The 26,429-nt window shown below is 34.7% G+C and carries 28 protein-coding genes; 16 read left to right on the top strand and 12 right to left on the bottom strand.

Translation table 11 applies throughout. From position 1 onward, the window contains the following. Positions 1–16 precede the first annotated feature (16 nt). Positions 17–2,011 carry a sigma factor-like helix-turn-helix DNA-binding protein gene (locus tag E5Z56_RS00960; protein WP_138156120.1) on the top strand — a complete coding sequence of 665 codons (1,995 nt, stop codon included), beginning with the start codon at positions 17–19 and terminating at the stop codon, positions 2,009–2,011. 67 nt (positions 2,012–2,078) lie between these two features. Here E5Z56_RS00960 and E5Z56_RS00955 read toward each other — a convergent pair whose 3' ends face one another. Further along, positions 2,079–2,693, bottom strand: a complete 615-nt coding sequence (locus tag E5Z56_RS00955) for a flavodoxin family protein (RefSeq protein WP_138156119.1) — start codon at positions 2,691–2,693, stop codon at positions 2,079–2,081. Positions 2,694–2,715: 22 nt separating this feature from the next. Further along, on the bottom strand, positions 2,716–3,240 hold the full coding sequence (locus tag E5Z56_RS00950; RefSeq protein WP_138156118.1) for a nitroreductase: 525 nt from the start codon (positions 3,238–3,240) through the stop codon (positions 2,716–2,718). A gap of 200 nt (positions 3,241–3,440) precedes the next feature. On the opposite strand from E5Z56_RS00950, the gene fucO reads away from it, so the two are divergent. Next, positions 3,441–4,589, top strand: coding sequence for a lactaldehyde reductase (gene fucO / locus E5Z56_RS00945; RefSeq protein ID WP_138156117.1), 1,149 nt, complete (start codon positions 3,441–3,443; stop codon positions 4,587–4,589). Positions 4,590–4,730: 141 nt separating this feature from the next. On the opposite strand, the gene E5Z56_RS00940 is transcribed toward fucO, so the two are convergent. The 3 genes from E5Z56_RS00940 to E5Z56_RS00930 form a co-directional block, all read right to left on the bottom strand. Beyond that, the gene (locus E5Z56_RS00940) at positions 4,731–5,630 is read right to left on the bottom strand and encodes a CorA family divalent cation transporter (protein WP_138156116.1); all 900 of its coding nucleotides are present in this window, start codon (positions 5,628–5,630) and stop codon (positions 4,731–4,733) included. Between the two features lie 198 nt (positions 5,631–5,828). Beyond that, positions 5,829–7,853 carry a heavy metal translocating P-type ATPase gene (locus tag E5Z56_RS00935; protein WP_138156115.1) on the bottom strand — a complete coding sequence of 675 codons (2,025 nt, stop codon included), beginning with the start codon at positions 7,851–7,853 and terminating at the stop codon, positions 5,829–5,831. Further along, the gene (locus E5Z56_RS00930; protein WP_138156114.1) at positions 7,853–8,203 is read right to left on the bottom strand and encodes an ArsR/SmtB family transcription factor; all 351 of its coding nucleotides are present in this window, start codon (positions 8,201–8,203) and stop codon (positions 7,853–7,855) included. The genes E5Z56_RS00935 and E5Z56_RS00930 overlap by 1 nt, the downstream gene beginning before the upstream one ends. Before the next feature lie 298 nt (positions 8,204–8,501). On the opposite strand from E5Z56_RS00930, the gene E5Z56_RS00925 reads away from it, so the two are divergent. From E5Z56_RS00925 to E5Z56_RS11595, 7 genes are all read left to right on the top strand, one after another. Further along, positions 8,502–9,845 (top strand): MATE family efflux transporter, encoded by a 1,344-nt coding sequence (locus E5Z56_RS00925; protein ID WP_138156113.1) that lies wholly within the window; start codon positions 8,502–8,504, stop codon positions 9,843–9,845. Between the two features lie 2 nt (positions 9,846–9,847). Next, a complete protein-coding gene (locus E5Z56_RS00920; protein ID WP_138156112.1) occupies positions 9,848–10,339 on the top strand; it encodes a GNAT family N-acetyltransferase in 492 nt (163 codons plus the stop codon). 2 nt (positions 10,340–10,341) lie between these two features. Further along, positions 10,342–10,752: a peptide deformylase gene (locus tag E5Z56_RS00915; protein ID WP_138156111.1), complete on the top strand. Its 411-nt coding sequence runs from the start codon at positions 10,342–10,344 to the stop codon at positions 10,750–10,752. A 645-nt stretch (positions 10,753–11,397) separates the two neighbouring features. Continuing rightward, positions 11,398–11,586: a hypothetical protein gene (locus E5Z56_RS00910; RefSeq protein ID WP_138156110.1), complete on the top strand. Its 189-nt coding sequence runs from the start codon at positions 11,398–11,400 to the stop codon at positions 11,584–11,586. A gap of 94 nt (positions 11,587–11,680) precedes the next feature. Next, a complete protein-coding gene (locus tag E5Z56_RS00905) occupies positions 11,681–13,036 on the top strand; it encodes a sodium-dependent transporter (protein ID WP_138156109.1) in 1,356 nt (451 codons plus the stop codon). Between the two features lie 181 nt (positions 13,037–13,217). Next, positions 13,218–14,351 carry a hypothetical protein gene (locus tag E5Z56_RS00900; RefSeq protein WP_138156108.1) on the top strand — a complete coding sequence of 378 codons (1,134 nt, stop codon included), beginning with the start codon at positions 13,218–13,220 and terminating at the stop codon, positions 14,349–14,351. Between the two features lie 114 nt (positions 14,352–14,465). Beyond that, on the top strand, positions 14,466–14,627 hold the full coding sequence (locus tag E5Z56_RS11595) for a hypothetical protein (RefSeq protein WP_175405324.1): 162 nt from the start codon (positions 14,466–14,468) through the stop codon (positions 14,625–14,627). Between the two features lie 54 nt (positions 14,628–14,681). Here the strand turns inward: E5Z56_RS11595 and E5Z56_RS00895 are convergent, their stop codons facing one another. Beyond that, complete coding sequence (locus E5Z56_RS00895; protein ID WP_138156107.1) at positions 14,682–15,566, bottom strand: hypothetical protein; 885 nt, start codon at positions 15,564–15,566, stop codon at positions 14,682–14,684. Positions 15,567–15,801: 235 nt separating this feature from the next. Here E5Z56_RS00895 and E5Z56_RS00890 point away from each other — a divergent pair, with 235 nt between their 5' ends. From E5Z56_RS00890 to E5Z56_RS00860, 7 genes are all read left to right on the top strand, one after another. Then, a complete protein-coding gene (locus E5Z56_RS00890; protein ID WP_138156106.1) occupies positions 15,802–16,158 on the top strand; it encodes a hypothetical protein in 357 nt (118 codons plus the stop codon). 64 nt (positions 16,159–16,222) lie between these two features. Beyond that, a complete protein-coding gene (locus E5Z56_RS00885) occupies positions 16,223–17,002 on the top strand; it encodes a YdcF family protein (RefSeq protein ID WP_138156105.1) in 780 nt (259 codons plus the stop codon). Between the two features lie 37 nt (positions 17,003–17,039). Next, positions 17,040–17,861 carry an SGNH/GDSL hydrolase family protein gene (locus E5Z56_RS00880; protein WP_175405323.1) on the top strand — a complete coding sequence of 274 codons (822 nt, stop codon included), beginning with the start codon at positions 17,040–17,042 and terminating at the stop codon, positions 17,859–17,861. Between the two features lie 201 nt (positions 17,862–18,062). Further along, positions 18,063–18,773, top strand: coding sequence for a DUF6198 family protein (locus E5Z56_RS00875; protein ID WP_138156103.1), 711 nt, complete (start codon positions 18,063–18,065; stop codon positions 18,771–18,773). Between the two features lie 9 nt (positions 18,774–18,782). Next, positions 18,783–19,070: a putative quinol monooxygenase gene (locus E5Z56_RS00870; protein WP_138156102.1), complete on the top strand. Its 288-nt coding sequence runs from the start codon at positions 18,783–18,785 to the stop codon at positions 19,068–19,070. 90 nt (positions 19,071–19,160) lie between these two features. Continuing rightward, the gene (locus tag E5Z56_RS00865; protein ID WP_138156101.1) at positions 19,161–19,679 is read left to right on the top strand and encodes a hypothetical protein; all 519 of its coding nucleotides are present in this window, start codon (positions 19,161–19,163) and stop codon (positions 19,677–19,679) included. Between the two features lie 260 nt (positions 19,680–19,939). Continuing rightward, positions 19,940–21,205 carry an Ig-like domain-containing protein gene (locus E5Z56_RS00860; RefSeq protein ID WP_138156100.1) on the top strand — a complete coding sequence of 422 codons (1,266 nt, stop codon included), beginning with the start codon at positions 19,940–19,942 and terminating at the stop codon, positions 21,203–21,205. Positions 21,206–21,530: 325 nt separating this feature from the next. Here the strand turns inward: E5Z56_RS00860 and E5Z56_RS00855 are convergent, their stop codons facing one another. The 6 genes from E5Z56_RS00855 to E5Z56_RS00830 form a co-directional block, all read right to left on the bottom strand. Then, a complete protein-coding gene (locus E5Z56_RS00855) occupies positions 21,531–23,045 on the bottom strand; it encodes a recombinase family protein (protein WP_138156099.1) in 1,515 nt (504 codons plus the stop codon). Positions 23,046–23,136: 91 nt separating this feature from the next. Continuing rightward, positions 23,137–23,307 carry a hypothetical protein gene (locus E5Z56_RS00850; protein ID WP_232842461.1) on the bottom strand — a complete coding sequence of 57 codons (171 nt, stop codon included), beginning with the start codon at positions 23,305–23,307 and terminating at the stop codon, positions 23,137–23,139. Positions 23,308–23,317: 10 nt separating this feature from the next. Next, complete coding sequence (locus tag E5Z56_RS00845) at positions 23,318–24,172, bottom strand: ParB/RepB/Spo0J family partition protein (protein WP_138156097.1); 855 nt, start codon at positions 24,170–24,172, stop codon at positions 23,318–23,320. Further along, positions 24,169–25,563 (bottom strand): relaxase/mobilization nuclease domain-containing protein, encoded by a 1,395-nt coding sequence (locus E5Z56_RS00840; protein ID WP_138156096.1) that lies wholly within the window; start codon positions 25,561–25,563, stop codon positions 24,169–24,171. Before E5Z56_RS00840 ends, E5Z56_RS00845 begins: the two co-directional genes overlap by 4 nt. Beyond that, positions 25,524–25,880 (bottom strand): plasmid mobilization protein, encoded by a 357-nt coding sequence (locus E5Z56_RS00835; RefSeq protein WP_138156095.1) that lies wholly within the window; start codon positions 25,878–25,880, stop codon positions 25,524–25,526. The genes E5Z56_RS00840 and E5Z56_RS00835 overlap by 40 nt, the downstream gene beginning before the upstream one ends. 240 nt (positions 25,881–26,120) lie before the next feature. After that, positions 26,121–26,429: a hypothetical protein gene (locus E5Z56_RS00830; protein ID WP_138156094.1), complete on the bottom strand. Its 309-nt coding sequence runs from the start codon at positions 26,427–26,429 to the stop codon at positions 26,121–26,123.

Below are 26,429 nucleotides of genomic sequence, written 5' to 3'. Positions count from 1 at the left end.
AGCAGGAGGATATTTTATGAACTGCGTTAAATGTGGTAAGAAAATAAACGGTAGTGAAATGTTTTGTAAAGTGTGTGGCACTAACAACAAGGTTACTACCGATATAGTTAATAGTGCCATTGATGGCAACAAGGAGTCTTTATCATTCCTTTATAAACTAACATATAAGGATATGTACAAGACAGTTAAATTTGCAGGTTGTCCTAAGGATAGCATTAATGAAGTAATGAAAGACAGCTATGTTCTGGGTTTTAGTAACCTATCAGGACTTAGCCATCCCGATAGATTTTCTTCTTGGATTGACAAGATTGCAATTTACCGTACAATCAATCAGCTAAAGGATACTGTTGTAGATTCTTTCCCTGTATCAGACGGTGAAGATGAAGAAGTTGAGTTTATTCCTGAAATGCTAAAGGAATTGCCTAACAAACTTGTAGGTGAGAAAAAGGCTAAGGAATATATCGACAAAATCCTAGGTGCTTTATCTGTTGAACAGAGAATGACAATTGTTATTTTCTACTACAACAAGCTAAGTATTAAAGAAATTTCTCATGGTACAGGCTGTTCCGAAAATACAGTTAAGGATAGACTTAACACAGGTAAAATGGCAGTTGAAAAGCAAGTAGAGGCATTACAGAAAAAGGGTACAAATACTTATGGTCTTGCACCTATTTCTTATTTACTTCTATTATTTGAAAGTTTCAACAACATTAAGGGTGAATTTGATGATAAGTCACTTCTTAATTCTATATTAGAAAATAGCACTGCTACAGAAGAAGATAATGTACCGGTTGTTAATTCTAAGAAAGAAGAAAAGGAAGAACCTAAGGAAGAACCTAAGGAAGAACCTAAGGAAGAACCTAAGGAAGAACCTAAGGAAGAACCAAAGGAAAATTCCGATGAAGCAGTAGCACCTATTAATGTAAAGGACATTAGTTCTTTAGCACCAGTAGATGTTGATGATGAACCTACCGAAGAAGAAAACAAAGAAGATACAGATACTAAAGAAAACATTGAAGATGTAAAGGTAGAAGAATTATCTGATAAGGAAGATAATTCTACTGAAGAAAATAAAACTGAAAATGTAGAGGCAACTAAGGTAATTCCTACAGAAGAAATTAAGGAATCAACACTTACTCTTGATGTACCACTTGATACTTATGAACTTGGTGGTAGTACTGATAGTGATAATCTTGATGTTGAAAGCAACTATGATGTACCATCTCACGCTATGGATATTGATGATGATGACTTTGAAAGGGAAGGCAAAAGCCTTGGTTTCAAAATCGGTATCGGTGTTGTAGTATTTATTGTTGTAATTGCGTTAACAGTAGCAGGTTACTTATTCTATGATTACAATTATAGTGATGACCCAATTATTAAGCATGAAACAACTACTCAGAGTACTACAGTTAACACATCAACAACTACTCCAACTTCAACAGTACCAACAACAGTTGACCCTGATAAGGCAAAGCTAACTAATGCTGAAACAGTAAAGATGATTAGCTTACTACTTCCAACAGATAGCCACCATACACCTAACTTTGTATCAGCATCAGCAAGTGACCTAATTGATATGTGTATCAACTCAGCTACTAACTCAGCAAATGACGAAAATGCAAAGAGCCTTGTAGGTGACTTTAAGAAAGACAGCAACGGTTTCTATATTAAGAAAGATGATGTTGTTACAGCAGTAAAGAGTGTATTCGGTAAAGATGTAAGCAGTAGTAAATATGATGGTGCTTATAAGTTAAAGGATAATAAGTTCTATACTGATAATCCTGCATCAGGTGATGCTTATAACCATAGTTATAAGATTGAAAAGATTATTACTGATGATGGTAATGCACTAAATGTTTACTATACTTATTATGACAATACTGCAAAGAAACTAAGATACAACCATGCCGGTGTTGTAAGAAATAACGGTGATACTGATTATCCATTTACTCTATACGGTAGTGAAGAACTAACAAAGAGTGAATATAAGGATGCAATCGGTAAGTAAAAGTAAAAATTCCAAAAAATTAGGGTGGACAAATTGTCCACCCTTTTACTTTATAAATTTTAAACTATTAGATAAAGTGTGTGAAAATTCTTTCTTCATACTTTGGAAGTCCAAATTCCTTCTTGCCAAGTTCAATGCTTTTCATAAGGAATGTCATATTCTGAGCAAGAACCCTCATAGTCTGTTTACCCTCATGGTCAAGGTCTGCTTGACCTTTTTCTCTGCCATGAATACTGTTCCAGTATTGACTTGGAGCAACAGGCATATTTGAAATTGTAAAGTACTTGTTTAGTTCATCAAAGGTAGAAGAACAACCACCTCGTCTTGCACATACAACACTAGCACCGACTTTCATACTTTTATCAAAGTGAGTGCTATAAAACAGTCTGTCTAAAAATGCAATTAATGTTGCATTAGCTGATGCGTAATAAACAGGACTTGCAACAACAAGGCCATCTGCCTTTTCAAACATAGGTGCAATTTTGTTTACTTCATCATCAAAGATACATTTGCCTTTTTCGTAACAATAACCACAAGCAGTACAACCTCTAATATCCATATTGCCGATTTGTACTGTGTTAACTTCAATACCGTTTTTCTTAAAAACAGTTTCCATTTCGTTAAGTGCAATAGTTGTGTTGCCGTTAACTCTTGGACTGCCATTAATCATCAAAACTTGCATACTTTTCTCCTTGAAATGAAAATTAGTCTATATAATAAACATAGTCATCTTTTCTTTTAGCCGGTGTAGGTTCTTCACTATCAGCATAACCTAATACACAATGACCGATACCCTCATAGTCACCACTAATGCCAAGTGACTTTAACAGTTCCTTGCCTTCTTCACTTTCAAATTCTTCCTTTGCTCTGTGAATCCAACATGAACCAATACCTAAGTCATGTGCAGCTAACATAAGGTTCTCCATAACCAAAGTACCGTCATAGATATAAGTAGGTTTTTCCTTGTTAGCAAGTACAATTAAGCATACAGGTGCATTGTAGAATGGGTCAAAGTTTTCATCTTTACCCATAATAATGCTGTTCATTTTGGATAGCTTATCTCTAACTTCCTTGTTAGTAACTGCAATAATAATAGGTGACTGAGCACCTCTTCCGGTAGGGGCATATGTTCCGGCTTCAATAATCTTATCCAAAATATCCTTTGGAATCATATCTGACTTAAATTTTCTGATACTTCTTCTTGATTTTATAGCTTGTAATGTTTCCATTATAAATACCTCCTTAGTTTCTATTATTATTTTAGCATTTTACTTTGTTAGTTACAAGGTGCTTATAAGTGCTTTTCACATAATTTTCAGGTTGAAAATGAAAAAATTTGTAAAAAACTAGTGACAAATGCAAAATAAAGGTGTACAATATAGACAATAAATATTTTGATATGATATATTTTTTATAAGGAGTGTTTAATATGGCAAATAGATTTGTCTTAAATGAAACAAGTTATCACGGTAAGGGTGCAATTCAAGAGATTGCAACAGAAGTAAAGGGCAGAGGCTTTAAGAAGTGCTTTGTTTGTTCTGACCCTGACCTTATTAAGTTTAATGTAACTAAGAAAGTTACTGATGTTTTGGATGCAAATTCAATTGATTATGAAATTTATTCCAAGATTAAGGCTAACCCAACTGTTGAAAATGTAAAGACAGGTGTTGAAACTTTCAAGGCTTCAGGTGCTGATTGTATTATCGCTATTGGTGGTGGTTCATCAATGGATACTGCAAAGGCTATTGGTATTATTATCAAGAACCCTGAATTTGCCGATGTTGTTTCTCTGGAGGGTGTAGCTCCAACAAAGAACAAATGTGTTCCTATTATTGCAGTTCCTACAACTGCCGGTACTGCTGCCGAAGTAACTATTAACTATGTTATTACTGATACTGAGAAGAACAGAAAGATGGTTTGTGTCGATGTACATGACATTCCTGTTGTTGCAGTTGTTGACCCTGATATGATGAGTTCAATGCCTAAGGGACTAACTGCTGCAACCGGTATGGATGCTCTAACTCATGCAATTGAAGGTTATATTACTGCCGGTGCTTGGGAACTTAGTGATATGTTCCACCTAAAGGCAATTGAGATTATCTCCAAGAACCTTCGTGGTGCAGTAGAAAATACACCTGAGGGCAGAGAAGGTATGGCTCTTGGTCAGTATATTGCCGGTATGGGTTTCTCAAATGTTGGTCTTGGTATTGTACACTCAATGGCTCACCCACTAGGTGCAGTTTATGATACACCTCATGGTGTAGCTAATGCTATTATCCTACCAACAGTTATGGAATATAACGCACCTGCTACAGGTGAAAAGTATAGAAATATTGCAAAAGCAATGGGTGTTACAGGTGTTGACGATATGTCACTTGAAGAAGCAAGAAAAGCAGCAGTTGATGCAGTAAAACAGCTTTCTAAAGATGTTGGTATCCCTGAAAATCTAAAGGATATTGTAAAGCCTGAGGATGTTGACTTCTTAGCACAAAGTGCATATGATGATGCTTGTCGTCCCGGTAACCCAAGAGAAACTTCTGTTGAAGAAATTAAGGAACTATATTTATCCCTAATCTAATTATATTCCTCCAAAGAATTAAAATGAATAAATGTTAAAAAGATAAAGAAAACTTTCTTTTGTTCCTACCTATTATAGAAAAGGCCTCTAACTTTAGTAGTTAGAGGCTTTTTCATATAGCTTATTAAATTATATGTTAAATCAGAACCACTTTTTCTTTTTAAAGAAAATTATACTGCCAACCACAATAACAATGCAAAGTGCAATTACAATAGGATAACTGTATTGGTAGTGGAACTCAGGCATTTGCAAGTTCATACCGTACCAACCGGCAATTAATGTCAAAGGTGAAACAATAACAGTGATGATTGTTAGAATTTTCATAGTTTTGTTAAGTTCAAGGTCAACCTGAGATTGATATGTACTCCAAACTTCTGATGCATAACTAAGTAGGTTATTTGTCTTAGAATATAGTCTGTCCAACTTACTGTCAATTAGTGAAAACTTTTTTAAAGTTGATTTGCTATAAAAACCATTTCTGTTTTCTGAAAGGTCAGCTACTAGGTTAAGCAGTAATTCATAGTACATTTCAATTTTCATAAGGTGCTTTTTGATAATAAGCATTTTCTTTGCCATATGCTCATCAATATTATCGTCAAAAATTTCAGACTCAAACTGTCTAAGTTCTGCACCAATATCTTCAAGGTGAATTAAGTCACCACGAATAATTCTCATCATAAAGTGAAACAGTACTGTGTTAATGTTGAAACCGTTAGGGAAGGACTTCATTTCATCCATAACAGAAATAACATAGTTGTAGTCAGTTGAATAAAAGTCAAGGTGACCGTTAGTAATAATTATATATACAGGATTGATTTCATCTTGTAGATTTTCAATGTGAATGTGGTTAATGCATATAAGGTCAAAACCATCATAGCTTTCAAACCTACTGTATGTTCTTGATGCCATATAGTCATCAGATAACTGTTCGCTATGTGCAACAAATGGATTCACACCTTCTTTAAGTTGTGAAACTGTAATCAAACTTTCTTCCTTATGTTCAGTTCTTATAACTTTTCCATCTAATATTGTGTAGTACATTTTCAATCACCACCTTATCCATTATATGTTTTTTCAACATTATTTTCAAGGTGGTTTACTTTATTTTACTTTTATTTAATAATGAAAAACAGATAAATTTATATTCATTGTTGCAAAGAATAAAGGAGCAGTATGAACTGCTCCTTAGGGGGTAATATGAACTATAATTCAAATAAAGAATTATAACTTGTTATTTTATTAATCCTTTGGCTTTAGTAGTCGCATTGCATAAAGAATACAAATCATTGATAAACCTGTATCACTTAGTACACCTAGCCACATTGGTGCAATACCAAAGATAGCAAGTACAATAACAAGTGCCTTAACAACAAGTGCAAAAGTAATAACGGCTCTTATTGTATTCATAATTCTTCGTGATGTTTTTACCATTGTAGGTAGTGACTTTAGTGTACCGTCAGAAAGAACTGCATCACTGGCTTCAATAGCTGCATTACTGCCAAGTCCCATTGCAACACCACAATCAGCAAGTGCAATTACCGGTGCATCATTGATACCGTCACCAACAAATACAGTAGCCTTGTGACTTTTCTTTAATTCTTCCATATGCTTAACTTTTTCGTTTGGAAGTAGGTTGCTAAATAGCTTTGTGATACCTGTTAACTTTGCAACACTTTCAGCTTTCTTTTTGTTGTCACCTGTTAGCATTACAAGGTCCTTTGCACCAAGTTCTTTTAGACTTTTTAGTACCTTGGGTGTTTCAGTTCTGATTGTATCATTAACTGTAATACCACCAACTAACTTGCCGTCAATTAGTAAGAATACTGATGTGTCATCAGTAACTTTCTTTTTATCTTCATCACTTAATAGTCCAATATGACCTACTGTGTAGTTTTTGCCGTCAATAATAGCAGTAACACCATTACCGGCTTTTTCTTGATAATCGTCAGCTTTTAATGTTTCAACATTTTCTAACTTAGCCTTTTGATTAATAGCTTGTGCAATAGGGTGAGCGCTGTATTCTTCAGCAGTAGCACAGTATTTTAGAATATCATTTTCAGATATTTCGCCATAGCTTGTTACCTTAGTAACCTTGATTTTACCGTTAGTTAGTGTCCCTGTTTTATCAAACACAAAGCAATCTGCCTTTGCAACAGACTCAATGTATTTGCCACCCTTAATCATAATACCTCTTTTACTTGCACCACCAATACCGGCAAAGAATGCAAGTGGTACTGAAATAACAATAGCACATGGGCAAGAGGCAACTAAGCAAACTAATGCTCTATATAGCCATACTGAGAACTGCCCACAAAATATAGTTGGAATAACTGCAACAAGAATAGCGATAACAACTACAATAGGTGTATATACTATTGCAAATCTTGTAATAAATTTTTCAGAGTCACCTTTGTTTTGCTGACTGTCTTGTACCATCTTAAGAATACGAGATGCAGCAGAGTTATCAGCAGTTTTAGTAGTTGTAATTTTGATTACACTTTCACCGTTTTGCATACTACTCATAACATCAGTACCAACAACACCATCAAGAGGAATACTCTCACCGGTAATTGTTGATGTATCAATAGCAGAAGAACCTTCACAAATTACACCGTCAAGAGGAATTCTCTCATAAGGCTTAACTAGAATTGTACTACCGATAGGAACTTTTTCGGCCGGTACTTCCTTTTCACCCTCAGGTGTAACAAGGATAGCAGTATCAGGTCTGATTTCTGCCAAAGACTCAATACTCCTTTGACTTTTCTTAACTGCAAAGTCCTCAAGAAATTCACCTAGCTGGAATAGTAATGTAACGAATGCTGCTTCAGTAAACTCACCCAAACAGAAAGCTGCAACTACTGCAATTGCAAGTAAGGTTGTTTCATCAAGTTTTAGTTTGAATAATGACTTAATACCCTCAATAAATGTTTCATAACCACAAGCAAGTGTTGCTATGCCACACATAATACCAAGTGCAATAGGGTTTAAATCAATTGTTAAATGAAGAATAAATGCCACTAAAGTCAGTACAGCAGAACCGATTAATAAACCAAGTTCAAGACCTTTGCTTTCTTCTTTTTCTTCATGTTCATCTTCATCATCGTGGCAATGTCCACAACCACAATGTATATCAGCATGTAGTTCATTATGGTGATGTTCGTGTTCACAACAATCTTCATGGTGGTGATGATGGTGCTTTTCTTCCTTTTCGTCATGACAATGTCCACAAGTACAGTGAACATCAGGTGCTTTGAATTTATCCATTAGTCATCCTCCATAATATGTTCAAGTCCCATTTGATATAAAAGTTCAACATGTAAGTCATCAAGACTATAAAAACTTTGTTTACCCTTTTTCTCAACTTTAACAATATGATTATTTCTAAGTACCTTTAGCTGGTGGCTAATTGCACTTTGTTCCATTCCTAAACAATCAGCAATACAACATACCGATAGGGAAGTGTGTCTTAATATGCCGATAATCTTTAACCTTGTGCTATCTCCAAAAACTTTGAAGAAGTCAGCCAGTGGCATAACCTTCTCTTCCGGTGGTAAGTTCTTTACTGCCTGTTCCATAAGGACTTTATGCTCACTATGTGTAGAAGTAGTTCCCATTATATTCACCTTCTTAATTGATTATATGAACATATGAATATATGAGTATATGTTCATATGATGATTATATTATATTCTTAGTTTTTTAAGATGTCAATACTTTCTTTTTATTTTATGCAATATTTTATGAGAATTTCTATTTTGCATAATTGTAGGGAATAGGTGTTGTACAAATTTCCAATACAATAAATATAAGCTGAAATATTTTGCAGAAATTTGGAATTATTTGATTATATGTATAGAAAAATATAATATGCTATGATATAATGGACTCAATTTGTATGTGAGGGATTTTTGTATGGAAAATAAAAAGGAATTAAAATTATTTAACTTAGCTTGGCCTATATTTATAGAAACAGCTTTGTTTATGTTACTGGGATTTATTGATGTTTTTGTACTTAGTAAGTATGATGATCTGGCAGCATCTTCTGTAAATACTGCTAATCAGGCAGTTTCTATTGTTACAATAGTTTTTACAGTTATTTCAGGTGCAAGTGCAGTTCTGATTTCTCAGTCACTTGGTGCAGGTAATAAGAAAGGTGCATCACGAATTGCAGCACTTTCTATTACATTTAGCTTTGTATTTGGTATAATAATAAGTGCAATTCTTATGTTCTTTAACAAACCTATTCTTAGCTTTATCGGTGCTACAGGTCAAATTCTTGAATTTGGTTCACAGTACCTTTCTATTGTAGGTGGATTTTTATTCCTACAAGCACTACTGAATATTATGGCTGTTATTATCAGAAACCATGGTATGACTCAGATTTCTATGTATGTAACTGTTGGTATGAATATTATCAATACTGTTCTTGATGTTGTATTTGTTTTAGGTTTGTTTGGTATGCCTAGACTAGGTGTTATGGGTGTTGCAATTGCAACAACATTCAGTAGATTTGTTGGTACTATTGTACTTGCTATTGTTCTTTTTAAGAAAATAGAAAAGCCTAGTATCTTTAAATTACTAAAGCCTTTCCCTAAGGATGATACTAAAAATATTGTAAAAATCGGTGTACCTTCAGCTTTGGAAAGTTTCTTATATAACCTTTCACAGCTTGTTATTACTTCAATGGTGCTAAAGTGTTTGACAGATACCGACCTAATTACCAAAACATATGTGCAGAATATTACAATGTTTTTCTACATATTCGCAGTATCAATAGGTCAAGCATCACAGATTATTGTAGGTCACTTAGTAGGTGCTAAGAAGTTTGATGATGCCTATAAACAAGGATTTAGAGGTTATAGGAACTGCTTGTTTATTACAATAATTGTTTCAATTATAGGTATGCTATTAGGTAAAATTCTAATGGGTATCTTTACTGATAACCAAGAAATTATTACACTAGGCTCTAATATACTGATGATGAATATTTTCCTTGAACTTGGCAGAACAACAAATATTATTTTGATTGCTTGTCTGAGGGGTGCAGGTGATGTATTCTATCCTACAGGTTGTGCAATTTTCTCAATGTGGTTTATTAGTGTACTGGGTTCATATGTATTTGCAGTAGTCCTAGGTCTTGGTATTTATGGACTTTGGATTGCTTTTGCAGCTGATGAATTATTCAGAGGCATAATGATGATTATTAGATGGAAAGGTGGCAAATGGAGAAGTAAGCGTATTGCTGTTTCCCAGTAAAAATGGAGATTGTATTAAAGAAATTTGATGAAAGACATATTGACGGTATGGTAAAAATTTGGAATGATGTAGTAATTGACGGTATTGCATTTCCACAGGAAGAAACTTTGGATTATAATTCTGGTAAAGAATTTTTCAACAGTCAGTCCTATTGTGGTGTAGCCGTTAATAAAGAAACTGATGAAGTTATGGGAATGTATATTCTTCATCCTAATAATATTGGCAGATGTGGTCACATTGCTAATGCAAGTTATTGTGTAGGGAAGAATAGCCGTAACCTTCATATTGGCGAAAAGCTGGTAACCGATTGTTTGGTACAAGCTAAAAAACTTGGTTTCAAAATTATGCAGTTTAATGCAGTTGTAAAGACAAATGCAAATGCCAGACATTTATATGAAAAGCTAGGTTTCATTCAGCTAGGTACAATCAAAGGTGGCTTTAAGATGAAAGACGGTCACTATGAAGACATTTGTCCATATTATAAGGAGTTGTAATTATGGTTAGAGAAATTGTAAGAGATGTTATTTTCTTAGGTCAAAAGTCTACTGATGCAACAGTAGCAGATATAAAAACTGCTATGGACTTGGTGGATACATTGGAGGCAAACAGAAACGCTTGTGTTGGTATGGCAGCTAATATGATTGGTGTTAAGAAAAGAATTATTGCAATTAACGATAATGGTTTCACTAAGCTAATGATTAACCCAACTATTACTGCAAAAAGCAGTAAGTTTGAAACTGAAGAAGGTTGCCTTTCTTTATCCGGTGTAAGACCTACTACAAGATATAAGAATATTACAGTAAAGTACCTTGATATGAATTTTAAGGAACATACCGAAAAGTTCACAGGTTGGACTGCCCAAATAATCCAACATGAAGTTGACCATTGTGACGGTATCGTAATCTAAAGTCTGTATCATAGTGTATATTTTTAAATTGTATTTTTAAATTATAATAGTTTATGTTTTTAAAATTACTTCTAAATTTAGGTGAATGTATCTTGGATATGTTCACCTTTTTTATTTGCAAATTAGTTTTTTATATTAAGATAAGTTCGATAAATTTGGGTTTGTGGGGTTAGAACACACCTTGTTTTGTGGTAGATATTTAGAATTAGCTGAGACTAACTAGCCTCCCTTGTGTAAAGGGAGGGGGACCACGAAGTGGTGGAAGGATTGTCTAGTAGGCAGTAATAGATAGATAAAATTTAGATAGGAAAACAAAACCTATTATATATCTATCGAATAAAATTGATATAACAAAAAGTATGTACCATAACAATCCCTCAGTCGCTCTTTAAGAGTAAATTGTCATTCTTCCAATTTACGAGCGACAGCTCCCTTTACACAAGGGAGCCTTATTTGCTAAAATTTAACACTTTGCATTTAGCACCACAAACCCAAATTTATAAAATTAACCTTTACTCACGAAAAATCGAAAAATTTAATTATCCAACAAAAATAAAAATTTTACACGCAAGAGGTAAGTCCCATTTTTGGTACAGGTAATATGTTATTATAATAATGCAAATAAAACATATGGAGGTATGACTTATGTTTGAGTCTTTAGACAATCTTTTTGATATAAACGGTGACGGTAATCTTGATTTAGGTGAACAAGCACTTGAATACGAGGTGATATTTAATGATGATTTTTTAAATGATGACTTAGATAGTGACTTTGATTTTATTGATGATTTTGAAGATACAGATGACTTATTAGACAATGATATTGACTTATAATTGTACATAATAACGAAATAAATTCTTTTCCTTGACTTGCTTACTTTTAGTTGAGTATAATACATAGGTGATTAAATTTTTAGGAGTAGGTATAATGGAAAGAGAAAGTTTCAAATCCCGTACAGGTTTCCTACTTGTTAGTGCAGGTTGTGCTATAGGTATAGGTAATGTATGGAGATTTCCTTATGTTGTTGGTCAAAACGGTGGAGAACTGTTTGTACTGTTCTATTTAATATTTTTAGTGCTAATGGGTATTCCTGTTTTGACAATGGAACTTGCAGTTGGTAGAGCAAGTGGCAAAAGTGCAGTCCTAAGTTACAAAACACTTGAAAAGCCAAAGAGCAAATGGCATATTCACGGTTGGTTCTGTATGTTAGGTTGCTATATGCTGATGATGTATTATACAACAGTTTCCGGTTGGATGACATCATATTTTTATAAATTTGCCACAGGTGAATTTAAATCCGGTATGGACTCTAAGTCGGTTAGCAGTGTATTTAGTAATTTGACTTCATCACCTATAGAAATGTTAATTTGGATTTTCATAATTACTGCTTTAGGTTTCTTTGTGTGTAGCAAAGGTGTTCAAAAAGGACTTGAAAAAGTAAGTAAGTTTATGATGGTAGCCTTGTTGGTGCTAATTGTAGTTTTAGCAATTCATAGTGTTACTTTATCCGGAGCAAAAGAAGGTCTTAGCTTTTATCTGATTCCTGACTTTGAAAGAGTTAGCAAAATCGGTTTAGGCAATGTTATTACTTCAGCAATGAGCCAAGCATTCTTTACTTTAAGTTTAGGTATTGCAGCTATGGAAATTTTTGGTAGTTATATGAAGAAAGACCATACTCTAACCGGTGAAGCTGTGAGAATTTGTTGTCTAGATACATTTGTTGCAATTATGGCTGGTCTAATTATTTTCCCGGCTTGTTTCTCTTATAATGTAGAAGCAGGTCAAGGTCCTGCACTTATTTTTGATGCATTGCCAAATGTATTTGTAAATATGGCAGGTGGCAGAATTTGGGGAACATTATTCTTCTTGTTTATGACATTTGCAAGTTTCTCAACAGTTATTGCAGTGTTTGAGAACCTTGTTTCTTTCGTATCAGATACATTTAAAATCAGCAGAAAGAAATCATCAGTTATTAACTTTATAATTGTATTCATCACAAGTTTACCTTGTATGTTCGGTTTCAATTTACTAAGTGGCGTCAATGTACTTGGTATGGGTATCCTAGATATGGAGGACTTTGTTGTAAGTAATATTCTACTTCCACTAGGTTCTTTAGTTTACTTACTATTCTGTGTTACTAAGTTTGGTTGGGGCTTTGACAACTACTACAATGAGTGTAATACAGGTAAAGGTATGAAACTTCCTAGAATTGTAAAACCATATTTGCAGTATGTTCTGCCAATATTAATCTTAATAGTTTTCGCACAAAAGTTTATAGGCTAAAAAATAGGGTTGATACTTTAATTAGTATCAACCCTTTACTTATGAAAATTTATATGTATGCAAAAAGCATATACTTTTTTCTTGATTTTTTGATGGGTAAAAATTTATATGCATTTCTTATATAGATTTGTTAATTCTTAAGTGCTATACTGAGTTTAAAGAAAAAAGGTAGGTAATAGCTATGAATAATGTTAAGAATAATCAACAAATCGGTAAATATTTAGAAAAACTAATATCCGAGAATTTTGAGTCAAGGAGAAAGTTTTGCATTAAGGTTCTAGATGTTCAATTTAATGCAAAGCCAAGTGAAGAACAAATTGCAAATTATAGCAATAAAATATCTCAAATAATTAAGGGTAGAAAAGGTATACAAATTGCTGATTTGCCTATCTATGCTAATCTGCTTAATGTGTCTTGTGATGAAATACTAAGTTGTGGTGAAAAATATATTCCAATAAAAAATCATATGACAAATTATCAACTTGCTTTTTCAACTGATAAAAAAGTATGGGAAAAGTATATTAATGTAGAAGATAGTATTTCATTAAATTATGATGAATACGGTAAATCATTAATTGACTATGCCTTTCAATTCAAAAACTATGACCTTGTTAAGTATTTAATCAGTATTGATTATATTAACATTACACCTGAAAAATATTTTTCGGATAATGTTAATAAAGGTGCTTTATGGGTTGCAGAAACATCTGTTAAACAGAATAATAAAAATTATGTTTATAACCCTTATGTATATGAAAGGCAAACTGAAAGAAATTTACGCACTAATTTAATTATTTTAGCTATTAAGAATAAGGATTATAAAATGATCGAGAGACTCCATGCAAGGGAAATTCCGGAACTTTACGGTATGGATTATACTTGCCCAATACCATATGGAGACATTATTAAGAATTATCAATCATATCAAACAGAAACCTCATGTATTGATGAATTAATAGAAACTATTGCAAATTCTGATGAAAATATGATTGATTATTTCTCATCGGAGTTTAATGTTCAGTCTAAACATAATAGGACTAATACTGTTATGTGTCCTTATTTAGATAAGATTGTTGAAAAAATGCTTTTGCTGAATATTAGAGAGGTTGAACTGCCTATTAGAAGGATAACTCAGCATAATAAAAAGATGTATGAAAAATTAGTTAAATTACTTGATGAGGCTCATATTAGTATGTGTAAATTTGGGGGCGTTGAACCAACCCAAAAAGAGTATAGAAAAATATGTAAGGATATTGTAATTGATAAAAATTACAATTTAATAGCTTTTATAATGAAAAGAAAAAAGGAATTTTAACTGATATTTTTAGAATTAATGAAAATTCTTCAAGTCCTCTCCTAAGAGAATTAATAAAAGACTCTAATGAATGGTATGATAAAATTATAAATTTAGCAGGAAAGGAGGATTAATATGGGCTTTTTTGATTTTGATGATGGTGATTTTTGTATAACCACTTCCGAAAATACGGCAATGGATTCTGATGGAAATTTAATGATAAAAACATCGGATAATACTGCTATGGATTTAGATAGTGGAGAAATTCACTTTATTTCATCTTGGGATGATGATTAAAAAATTAGGGTTGATACTTTAATTAGTATCAACCCTTTACTTATGTATAAAATTTTATTTATTTACACCACCACAATGAGGACAAGTAGATGCATTAATATCTATCTTTGAGCCACACCACTCACAAATAATATATTTTGATTTATCATAATAACGGTTATTTGCATTTTCTTTACCTTGCAAAATTGCCTGACACATTTTTTCTGCATAGTGTTCATATGTTTTGTATTCAGGAGAATTTTTAACATCTTCAGAGTTATTGATTTTTCCCGGATACATTCTTTCCATCTTGAAAAAGTCCTTAATTTTGTTAGTAAATTTTTCTTCACTTACTTGAATTAATGTAGGATTATCTTTGCCTATCATATATTCATTAATCTTAAATTCCATACTTCTCATAAAAGGAAGATTAGTTTCAATATTAATAACAAAGTCATAGGTGTAGCTAAATGCTCTAGGAGTAAATCTTCCTGTACGACCAAGAGAATCTCTAAAGAAAATTTCATTCTTACTTTCAACAACTCTATGCCTACAACTTGTAACGGAAGATAAAGGTATTAAGTCGGAATTTTTCTCCTTATAATCATAATTATCACCGGCAATAACAAATTTCTTCATTCTTTCATCAATAAGAATTTTTAGTTCATTGCCAATTTCAATAGTAGGACTAAAGTCAAAAAGTTCTGTAAAGTTTTTATCTCTGTATGTTAAGTGATTTTTCAAGTCCATTACACTTGTGAATTGTAATTCTTTATCAAACCAAGGAGAGACTTTGTTACTGCAATTTGGGCAACAGATACCATCAGAAAGTTCTATTCTGTCAGTATAGCAGAACATATCTCCACAAACATTGCAAGGTATTCTTCTGTCCTTTTCATTTTGTTCCGTAATTTTTCTATCTATTTTTTGTAAATCTTCAAATAACTCATAGAGCCCCATTGTTCTAAAACCTCTTATGTAAATCTTATACTACAAAAATTATACCATTTATTTATTATTACTGCAATATTTTCTATTATTATAATTATTATAAAGAAATTTTGCAGATTTTTTTTTCTAATGACAATATTATTTTTTTTATATTATAATGTTTGTAAAATAAATTGAAAAATTTAAATTTTTTTGCAACAATTCCCCTGTTTATAAAGTATTATAAGTAGGAAGGTTGATTTTTATGTTATCAAAAGTTATTTTAACTTTATTAGCTGTAATGTGTTTTGTATTTTTTCCTACAAGTAGTAATGATACTGTAGTTGACAGTGATTATATGAACATAAGTTATAATAATCACACTTATACACTAATGGATAACTGTATAGGTATGCCTGATGATGCAGAATGTATTACTGCTAATGTTGAAGGTCAAAGTTTTATTGATAAGCTTGATCCACTTACTTATGATGAGGTTTATGTTTCAGACTCAAGTAGCAAGTACATTTGGCTAAAAACTACTACCGATTGTACAGATAATCCTAAATTTGAAGAAGTTTCAAAAACAAATACTATTCTTTCATATAGAATTAATGATTAGAATAAGTAGTTTTCTTAGTCTTAGTGACGAATAATTAAATTGTTTAAGAATAGGGGAAATAAAAATGAAAAAGTTTAAATCAATTATTAGAATTGTATTAGCCGTTATTAGTGCAGGACTTTTCTTATGGTTCTTGCTACCTATGGCTAAGAGAATAATTTGTGTTGGAAATGTTGTAGGTGTACTGTTTACTGCTTTTGTATTTTGCAGATGTGTATTTTACAAGTATTTTCAAAAGCTAAAAGAAAAGTGGTTAATGGGTGGTTTTAAGATGGTGCTATATAGAATAATACAGGTTTGTATTGCACTTTTTCTTGTGTATGGTGTAGTAATAAGTGGTCTTATGGCATTCTTTACTTTACAAAAACCTGAACCAAATTCTACAATTATTACTTTAGGTGCTATGGTTAGACCTGATGGTTCTCCTAGTGGTAGCTTAAATCGTAGAGTACAGGCTTGTTATGAATATCTTGTTGAAAATGAAAATTCAAAGGCTGTTTTGTCAGGTGGTCAAGGTAGCAATGAACCTATGAGTGAAGCACAATGTATGTACGATATTTTAGTTAAGAAAGGTATTAGTAAAGATAGATTGTTTATTGAAGATAAGTCAACTAATACTGATTCTAACTTAATCAATTCTTATAAAATAATTGAAAAGAATAATTTGTCAGAAAATATTGCTATTGCAACAGATGGCTACCATCAGTTAAGAGCAAGAATTATTGCCAACAGACAAGGAAAATCCGGCAAGGTTGGTGCAGTAAATGCCAAGCCAATTAAGTCAGTAATAGTAACCTATTGGGTTAGAGAATGGTTTGCAATACCTGTTGAGTTACTAAAATAATATTTTTATGGCATAATAAAATAAAGGAATGTGTATAGTGAAGAAGATAATTTGTGTATTTATTTCAGCATTAATGGTGGTAACATCCACAATGACAATGTTTGCAGAAACTAAAAAGGACTACTTAGCAGTTATAGGCGACTCAATTGCTTATGGTTTAGGTATCGAAAATAAAGATGATATTTATGGCAATATTGTTGCAAATGAAAGGGACTACACCCTTACTAATGATGCAGTAAATGGTTACACAACTACTGATGTACTTAATTTAGTTGAGAAAAACGAAAAGGCAAAAACTCACCTAAAACAAGCAGAAACAATTGTCATTTCTGTTGGTGGTAATGACTTTTTGCAACTTAGAAATAATCTTGACCTTTCAGAAATTCTTGAAGTAATCGAAAAAGGTAAAGACAGCAAAATGATTAAGAATATGCTGAAAACAGTTAAGCAAAATCTTCGTTCTATTCACGAAAATATTAGAGAGCTTAACCCTAAAGCAAAGATAGTTTTGCAGACTGTTTATAACCCATTCTTAGGTCAAAGTGATAAATTTACCGAACTACTTTGTCAGCTTGTAGAAATGTTTAGAGAAGATTATACTCAGATTTACTATGATGAAGCAAAGACAGATAGCAATATGGCAATTGCTGATGTTGAGGAAACTTTCAGAACATATAGTAATAGCACCGGTAATACTTCCTTAGTGCAAAACGACTATATTCACCCATCAGTAAAGGGTCATAGAATTATTGCAGATTTAGTAGAAGAAGCAATGGATGATGTCCATAAAGCAAGTTGGTCAAGTGTACAGAAATCTGCCAATGCCCTTGTTAGATTAGGTTGCAGAATGTTTGAATAATTTATGTTTTGTGTTTATTTTATTTAAGTATTCTATACAAATTAGTAATTCTTCATAAATAAATTAATAAATTAATAATTATATATTCCTTGAGCTACCTTACGGTAGCTCTTTTTATGTTTAATTATAAACATAATTTGAATTTTCAATTTATGAGAGTATAATAGTTTTTGGAAAATTTTTATATGGTAGGGAAGAAAAATGAAAGAGAATAATGAACAAGATGTTCAGCAAAATTCAGTTAAAAGCAAAAGCCTATTGTTTCACGGAGAATTAGCACTACTGATTGCAGTACTTGTCAATAGCTTTGGTGTTGTGCTAATGCTATATTCCGGTGCAGGTATCTCGGCAATTTCAAGTGCGCCATTTGCTTTTTCGGAGGTTTTGCCAAAGCTATCACTAGGTACATGGACATACATATTCCAAGGAATTTTAGTATTTAGCCTAATGGTAATGAGAAAAAGATTTGTACCGTCATATCTTTTTAGCTTTGTGGTAGGCTTTGCATTTAGTGAAATGCTTGATGTAAATGAACTTTGGATAAAGGTTTTACCTTATACAATTCCAATGAGAGTGGTTTATTTTATCATTAGCTATATGCTGATTTGCTTTGGTATTGCACTTTCTAACAGATGTGGTCTGCCGATTATCCCAACAGATTTGTTCCCAAGAGAATTATCAGCAATTACAACAGTAAAATATTCTAAGATAAAAATAGGCTTTGATGTAACTTGCCTTGCAGTTACAGGACTGTTAACATTCCTATGTTTAGGTTATCTTGATGGTCTGGGTATCGGTACAATCCTTGCAGCATTTACAATGGGTAAAGTTGTAGGAATGATAGGTGATAAGCTAGACAGTCACTTTAATTTTGATGTGTTTAGACCACTAAAGAAGTTAGCAGTAATATAGGAGAAATTTATGTCAGAACTGAAAATACTAGTTGAATATTCTGTAAAAGAAAATAAACTTAATGACTTTCTTACAGAAATCAAGAATAATAAAATCAGAGAAAAGGTACTTGAAGAAAAAGGTTGTATAGCCTATGACTACTTTTTACCGGAAGATACAACACAAAATAAACTTGTACTATTAGAAAAATGGCAGTCAAAGGATTTGCAACAACTTCACCTAACAACTCCTCATATGCAAACCTTTTCCACAATTAAGGAAAAGTATGTTGAAGATACTCAGGTAAATTATTTATAATTTTTGATTTTGCTGACAAAATATGACAAATTTCTTTATACTTGTGATGTATAATTACATTAACAAATTTAAAGAAAGAAGGAAAGTCCTATGAAAAAGGCAATCAAAAAATCATTGGCAATCACAATGACAGCAGCAACAATGCTATCAACCTCAGCAGTATCAATGTCTGCTTTTGCAACAGGCAACAACAAAGAGCCTACCGGCATTGCATTAACTTCCGGTATCACTCTTATTGAGGACCATTCAGTTGTTGACTGTACCCACTATTACAAGTCCAACGGTAATTATTATTACCAAATCAAATGCCCTAAAGGTCAGCTTGAGAAGGTTACTGTTGGTTTGTCCGGTTCAAAGGGTGGAGCTGATACAGTGTCATTTAAGCACTCAGATTTTACCCATCTTTATAGCAAAGAACTTGCTTATTCTGACGACAACTTTGACTATACTTGGTTAGAGATTAAGTGTAGTGAATACCCTGATGCTTATGAGTCAAAGTGGGGTGGAATGAACGCAAAGATTTTTTACTTTGATGGTGAAAATAGCAAAATGGCTACAAATACCTCAAACTACAGTACAACTCAGGGCAACGGTTACTTCTTGAGTTAATTACATATTTTGATTTATAAGAATTTATCTTATATCTATTCATAAAATTATACACAATAATGTTCTTTATTCTGTTATAGAATTATGGTAAAAACATATTTACATCTTAATTAAATCTCCTTTTATAAAAGCCGGTTACTTTCGTAATCGGCTTTTGTGTTATCATGTACAAATATGTAAAAGATTATTTGTATATTATTTTTGTAGAAAATATAGGAATAATATGGTAAAATATTATTATATTATGTAGGAGGATAATTATGAAAAGGGTAGTATCTATATTATTATCAGTAATGATGATTATGTCTGTGGTTGTTGGTACATCAGCATTTGCCGAAAGTGCAAATAATGCAAATAAAAAAATGTGTAAGGTTCATTGTGTTTATGCTTTTTCTCCAGCTCTTGACGGTGAAGACGGTTATAAATTTCTAACTAATCCTGTGAAAGAAACAGAAAAAGGCAAACCATATACAACTAATATTAAGTTCAATACTGATGTTAATTTAGCTGAATTTAATGTAGCCGTTATTATGGGCGATGGTACAATAATAAAGCCTGTTTTAGTAGATAAGGGCAATTTTTCTATTTCAATCCCTAAGGTTGAGGATGATATTTATATTTGTATCAATGGTATTTATGATACAAATGATGATTTTCCTATTGTAGGTGGTTGTACAAAGTTATTTGTTTGGAATTTAAACAATGTAACTTCAAGTTATGAATATCAAAATGCAAACCCAAATAGTGGTGATTACCACTACAATTTAGGAACAGTAACTTATGCCCCAAAAGAAGGATACAAAATCACTTCTATAAAAATATTAGAAGTAGTACCATGCTATGATATATTGAAAAATGAATATACATATGAAATTAAAGATTGTGTAAATTCTGATAGAAACATAGTTAAAGATAATGGTGACGGTACATATACTGCCAGTGATTATATGGGTGAAAGTTATTACATTGAAGTAATTGCAGAGCCTATTGTAAAACCAACAGTAAATAAGATTACAAAAGTAACCTTAAACCAAAAGTCAGTTACATTAAATAAAGGTAAAAGTACAACTGTAAAGGCAACAGTAACACCTACTAATGCAACTAACAAAAAGCTAAAGTGGACTACTTCTAATTCTAAGGTAGCTACAGTTTCCCAAAGTGGTAAGGTTATTGCAAAGGGTAGAGGTGTAGCAACTATTAAAGCTATGGCAACTGACGGTAGCAATAAATATGCAACCCTAAAGGTAACAGTAAAGCAACCTGTAACAAGTGTTAAGCTGAATAAAAAGACTGCAACTCTAAAAGTTAAAGGTAATGCAAAGCAGAAAACAGTTACACTAAAAGCAACAGTTTACCCAAATAATGCAAATAACAAAACTGTTAAGTGGTCAACTTCAAAATCAAAGATTGCAACAGTTAATAGCAAAGGCAAAGTAATTGCAAAGAAAAAAGGTACTTGCTATATTATCGCTACTGCAAAAGATGGCAGTAAAAAATCTGCCAAGTGCAAAATTACTGTAAAGTAATTTCAACCTATTAAAATAATACCCTACCTAATTTTAAATTTAGGTAGGGTATTTTTATATAATAAAAAAGTCAACTGCATAACGCAATTGACTAAAAAGTTGTAATTATAAAGTTAAAAGACATATTTAACAATTCCCATAATACTTAGGACTAGAAAAGTAATAAGTCCTAGACTTTTGAGAATGGTGAACAATAATTTTCCGTAAAGTTTCATCATAATAAGTCTACCTTTCATTTTTATAAGTAGTCATTTTCTATGTATCAATTGTATCATATCAAATTGAATATATCAATAGTCTAATAAAAGAAAAACTGCACTTGAAACTAAGTGCAGTTAATTGGTGGAGCAGGCGACGTCATAGTCGAACACTTCTCCGTGCAGGTTTTATCGGAGTTAAAGGCTTCTTCTATTTCCTCTAACGGTATGTTATCAACGCTCATAGGCTTCTTGCTGGCGTTGATAATCAAGGTGAAGTGATCGTCATAGAGATAGACAGAGTGTACGAGGATATTGATGATGGCTCTGCGCTTGTTGACATCATCCAGCGGCATTTCACAAACAAAATCAAGGAAGGCGAGTATCTGCGCTTCCGAAAGGCAGATACTTTTGTTTTGTTCAATGGCGAGCTGTTCTTCCAACGCTTCTCTTTCAGCCTGACGTTTATTAAGACGTTCCGTCAGCATTGGAACAGATTGTCCTTGCTCAATACCTCGCCATAGATTTTCTATGGCAGTATCCGCTTCTCGGATAGCTTTCTTTAACTGCTTGACTGTCAAGTTATCAGGACTTTTGTTGCATTCCTCGGCTACCTTTTTGGCTATGAATTTGATGTTCTCATCTGTAAGCAACTTCAAACATTCTGCAATCACTCTGTCCTCAATTTTCTTTTTTCTAACGATTGTTTTATCACAGCGTTTCTTTCGGGCTTCCTTGCAGATATAATAGTGATATTGCTTGCCGGTTTTGCTTGTACCGCCGTAACCTACCATCATATTTTTACAGTGACCGCAAAACAGCTTTGTTGTCAACAGATACTCACCCTCACCGTGTGTTCTGGCAGGAGCCTTTTTGTTTTTGGCCAGTATATCCTGAACCTTGTAGAATAAATCATCATCTAATATTCTCGGCATACCGCCCGGCGTTTCCTGTCCCTTGTACATATAAACTCCTATATATCGTTTGTTGCTCAGCATACGGCTGAGACTGTTGTAAGTAAAATCGTTGCCTAAAGATGTTTTTACTTTTCTGCGTTTCAAATCCTTTACAATTTCTGCCTTTGTTTCGCCGCTTGCATATCGCTCAAATATTTCACGCACGATTTCGGCTTCTTCCTCGTCAACATAAAATCGCCTGTCTTTATCCACCTTGAAGCCAAGACCGGGATTGCTGCCGTTGGACAAACACTTTTGTGCGTTGATCTCCATTCCTCGGTGGATCTTCTGCGAAAGCTCAGCGGAATAATACTCCGCCATACTTTCCAACACACCTTCAACAAGAATACCCGATGCGTCGTCGGTAATATTCTCTTTTGCCGATAACACCCTAACGCCGTTCTTTTTTAGCTTTGCTTTGTAGATTGCGCTGTCGTAGCGGTTACGGGCAAAGCGGTCAAGCTGATACACCAACACCCCCTCAAAGGTGTGCTTATCGCTGTCGGAAATCATACGCTGAAACTCGGCACGATTATCATATTTACCGCTCATAGCTCTGTCTATGTACTCACCGACAACTGTATAATGATTTTGCTCCGCGTATTCATAGCAAACCTTTAACTGACCTTCGATGGATTGCTCGGTCTGACTGTGGCTCGAAAAGCGGGCATAGATTACTACATTCATAATTGACCTCCTTTGCTCTCCGCCGAGATGACGGAGAGCTTTATTGATTATATTTTACAGAATTTGCTGAAAACAGTCGATTGTGTCAAATTTACGCAATCTGTTTCCCATCCTGATATTCGGGGTGAGCCTTTAGCCATTCTTTAAAGTATCGTTTGCCGAACTCGCTGTTATAAAACTCAATAACGTCGGGAACAATCGCTTTGGCGAGGAGCGTTAACGCTTCTTCCGAGTATTCCGCCGTTTGCAGTTCATTGTTCAATAGGCTCACCTCATCTTTCACGGTCACGCTGTCGCTTGAGATAGCGTTGGTAATAATCGCAGGCTTTGAGTACAAAATCCTCAAGCTGATTGTCGGTGGCTCTCGGAGCGTATTTTCTTACCTTGTCCATTGGGATTTTCAGCGTTTCCCGTTGGTTTGCTTTTTCCTCCGACATCACGAGCTCCAAACCTTCTTTCGTCATAGAACAGCTATTAAAGGCTTTGTGCAAACGATAAGCCTGTGAGTAAGACGGTGTATGATCATCCCGCTCGATAATCGCATATAAATCACGCTGGATTTCGGGTGAGAGATATGACAGCTCCACGCCGACAGAGAAAGCGATCTTGCCCTCATCCATCATGTTTAGCAATTCGGGGATAAGATTTGTTAAGCGAATATAACGCTGTACGGTTTTGTAGCTTTCACCTGATTGTTCACCGATAAACGCAGTCGCTCGGTTATCGTCAGACTTCGGGACAAATTGTCCCGAAGTGAGATCAGTTCGCTGTCCCTGATGCTTTAGTGCTTCGGCTTTCAGCTTATAGGCAAAAGCTTTCTCCGACGGCAGCAGATGCTCCCTGTGGAGGTTGCTGTCCACCACCATAATCGCCGCCTCGTCACGACTGACAGGACGAATAAAGGCAGGGACTTCTGTGAGCCCTGCCTTCTGCGCCGCACGGAAGCGGCGGTGTCCGGATATTATTTCGTATTCGTCGATCGTGCCTTCAAGCGGTCGTACAATCAGCGGCGTCATAATGCCCTGCTGCTGAACGCTCGTTATAAGATTGTTCATTTCATCATTGTCGAGCACCTGATACGGGTGGTCTCTGAATTCGTGTAATTTGTTGATTGATATATTGGTCATCGTTCATAACTCCTTTGTTTTGTTTTATTTTGGTGATAATATTTGTACTTGTATCTGCCTTGCTCCAGCTGCTTTTCCTGTTCTATCAAAGCACGGAGTCGAGGCACTTTGTTTTCAATGCGCTCGCAGATAATGAGCTGCTTGCGCAAGGGTGTCAGCTTTTTTGTGATTTCTCTGCATTGTTCTTTAAGAGAATTATCTTCTTCGGGTGATTTCGCTCTGCGGATTCGGTTGCGGATGTGCTGACGCTCGGATTCATAGGCTTTGATTTGATCAGCGATTTCTTTTCTGCAAGATACAAAATCCTCTGCGCATTCCACATTGTGGTCACGGAGGAAATGGTATTCCGCCAGCGTTCGGTCGAGATTCTGTATTTCCAATCTCAATTCGGGAGATACGGGACGATAATCTCGCTTTTGCACGTTGTTGCCCGTGATGAGCTTGGCGATAGTGATAATAAGCTCAAACAGCGCCGTGATAACATCGGGCTCTGTTCTTTTCTCAAAATCTCTGATTCTCACTATCAGCGGTTGGCGCTGATAAAACGATCTCGGCGTATAAAAATCCACAAAGTATTTATCCTCACGCTGAAATTGTAGCCGCCTGAGTATCGCTTCTCTGGAATAGTCCTTTCCGAGACTGCTTAACCTGACAGGTTTTAGCCAGTCGGGAGCGATCACCGACGGATGCTGATATTTAAAAGTCCGCACAAACTGATAGCCGAGCGATCGCAGATATAATTCAAAATCAAACGGTTTGATCGTACAGGCTAAGGCTTCATCAACATCGTGCCGCAGCATATCCTTGTGTGGTATTCGTCCGCTCTTGCGTACCCAATACGCCTTGTCACCGCCGTAGAATGGAGCGTTTTCAATCACGGATTTTCCATACTCACGGCATACCTCGTCGGAAATCTCACGCAGCTTGTAGTGGTCGGAAATGTGATTTTCAAATTTTCGTCCGGTGCGGAACGATACACTATTTACGACGATATGATTGTGTAGGTTTGCCGTATTCAGATGTGTCGTCACAACTATCTCATATTCATCGCCCCACATTCGCTTGGCGGTTTCAATGCCGATACGGTGCGCTTCCTCAGGTGTGACTTCTCCAGTTTGAAAGCTCTGATAACCGTGATACGCAACATTGCCGCCGAGTTTACCGTAACGCCGCTTTGTGGTCATCATCTGCTCATAGGCTCGCTTCTTCGTACAGTTGATTCCGCTGACATACATTGTTTGGTCGGTTTTGTCGCTGTTCTCAACATAATTGAGGGTAGCGGCTAAGTCATCATCAAGATATTTGCGCTCGATAGTTTTGTCGGGATTCTGAGCGTAATTGATAACATCCTTTAACCGTCCTTTGACGGGCCAGAAGCCTGTGGTTGCCACGTCGTTACCTCCTTACATATTTGCTTGGCGGTAGATTTTTCAGGCAAAAGTAACTGTCGTTGAATTTCGTCTACGACTTCAAGAAGCTTTCGTTCGGTATTCGGAGATACCTTATCGGCAACCTCGTCACACAAGCGGCAGAGCATTTGGTAGAATTGAAAAAAGACATCAGGCAGCACCGTCCTCGGTGCATAACCCAATGTCCTTTGTCTGACATATTCGGATTGAGATAAGCCGCAGCTCTCGGCAAGCCGAGCTATCTTGTCTTTCTCGAACTGCGTAACTCGCAGCTCGATTCTTGCATTTTTATCGTTCAATAATATACCTTCTTTCTTCGGGTGTTAGGGTTTCCCTAAAGATTTTCAACAGCTATGGGGCTGTTGTATTTGGAATTTGCCGTACAAATTCCCTGCTTGCTACAGTATAAGACACAGCCACGGAGTGCGATTTTACCCATTCTGCTGTGCCTTATGCTGTTGATTATAATACTGTCTTGATATGACGGCATTTTGCCGTCAATTTTAATATCGGTCTTGAAATTTGCCGTCATCGTGCCGTCAATCAAACAGCTTGAGGTCGTCCAGAATATCTTGCTCGGCTTCTTCCTGTTGTTCTGCGCTTAAAGCAGGATTTAACGGCTGCGGAGCGAAGTTTGCTTCGGCAAAGCAAGCCCGCATTTCCTCACGAATGATATTACGGATATCCTCCTCGTGTTGTTCACGGGTAATTGATTGTAAATCTACATAATCCGCAAGCGCATCTATCATAAACTGATTACGGGATTGATACTTCTTTACGTCAAGCGTCTGCATATATTCTGCGAGAGCACGCTCTCGGGCGTCGGTCAAATCAAAGCGCACGGTCAT

This window comes from Ruminococcus bovis (assembly GCF_005601135.1).
Taxonomy (GTDB): Bacteria; Bacillota; Clostridia; order Oscillospirales; family Acutalibacteraceae; genus Ruminococcoides; species Ruminococcoides bovis.
This window is presented reverse-complemented; position numbering and strand designations above follow the sequence as displayed.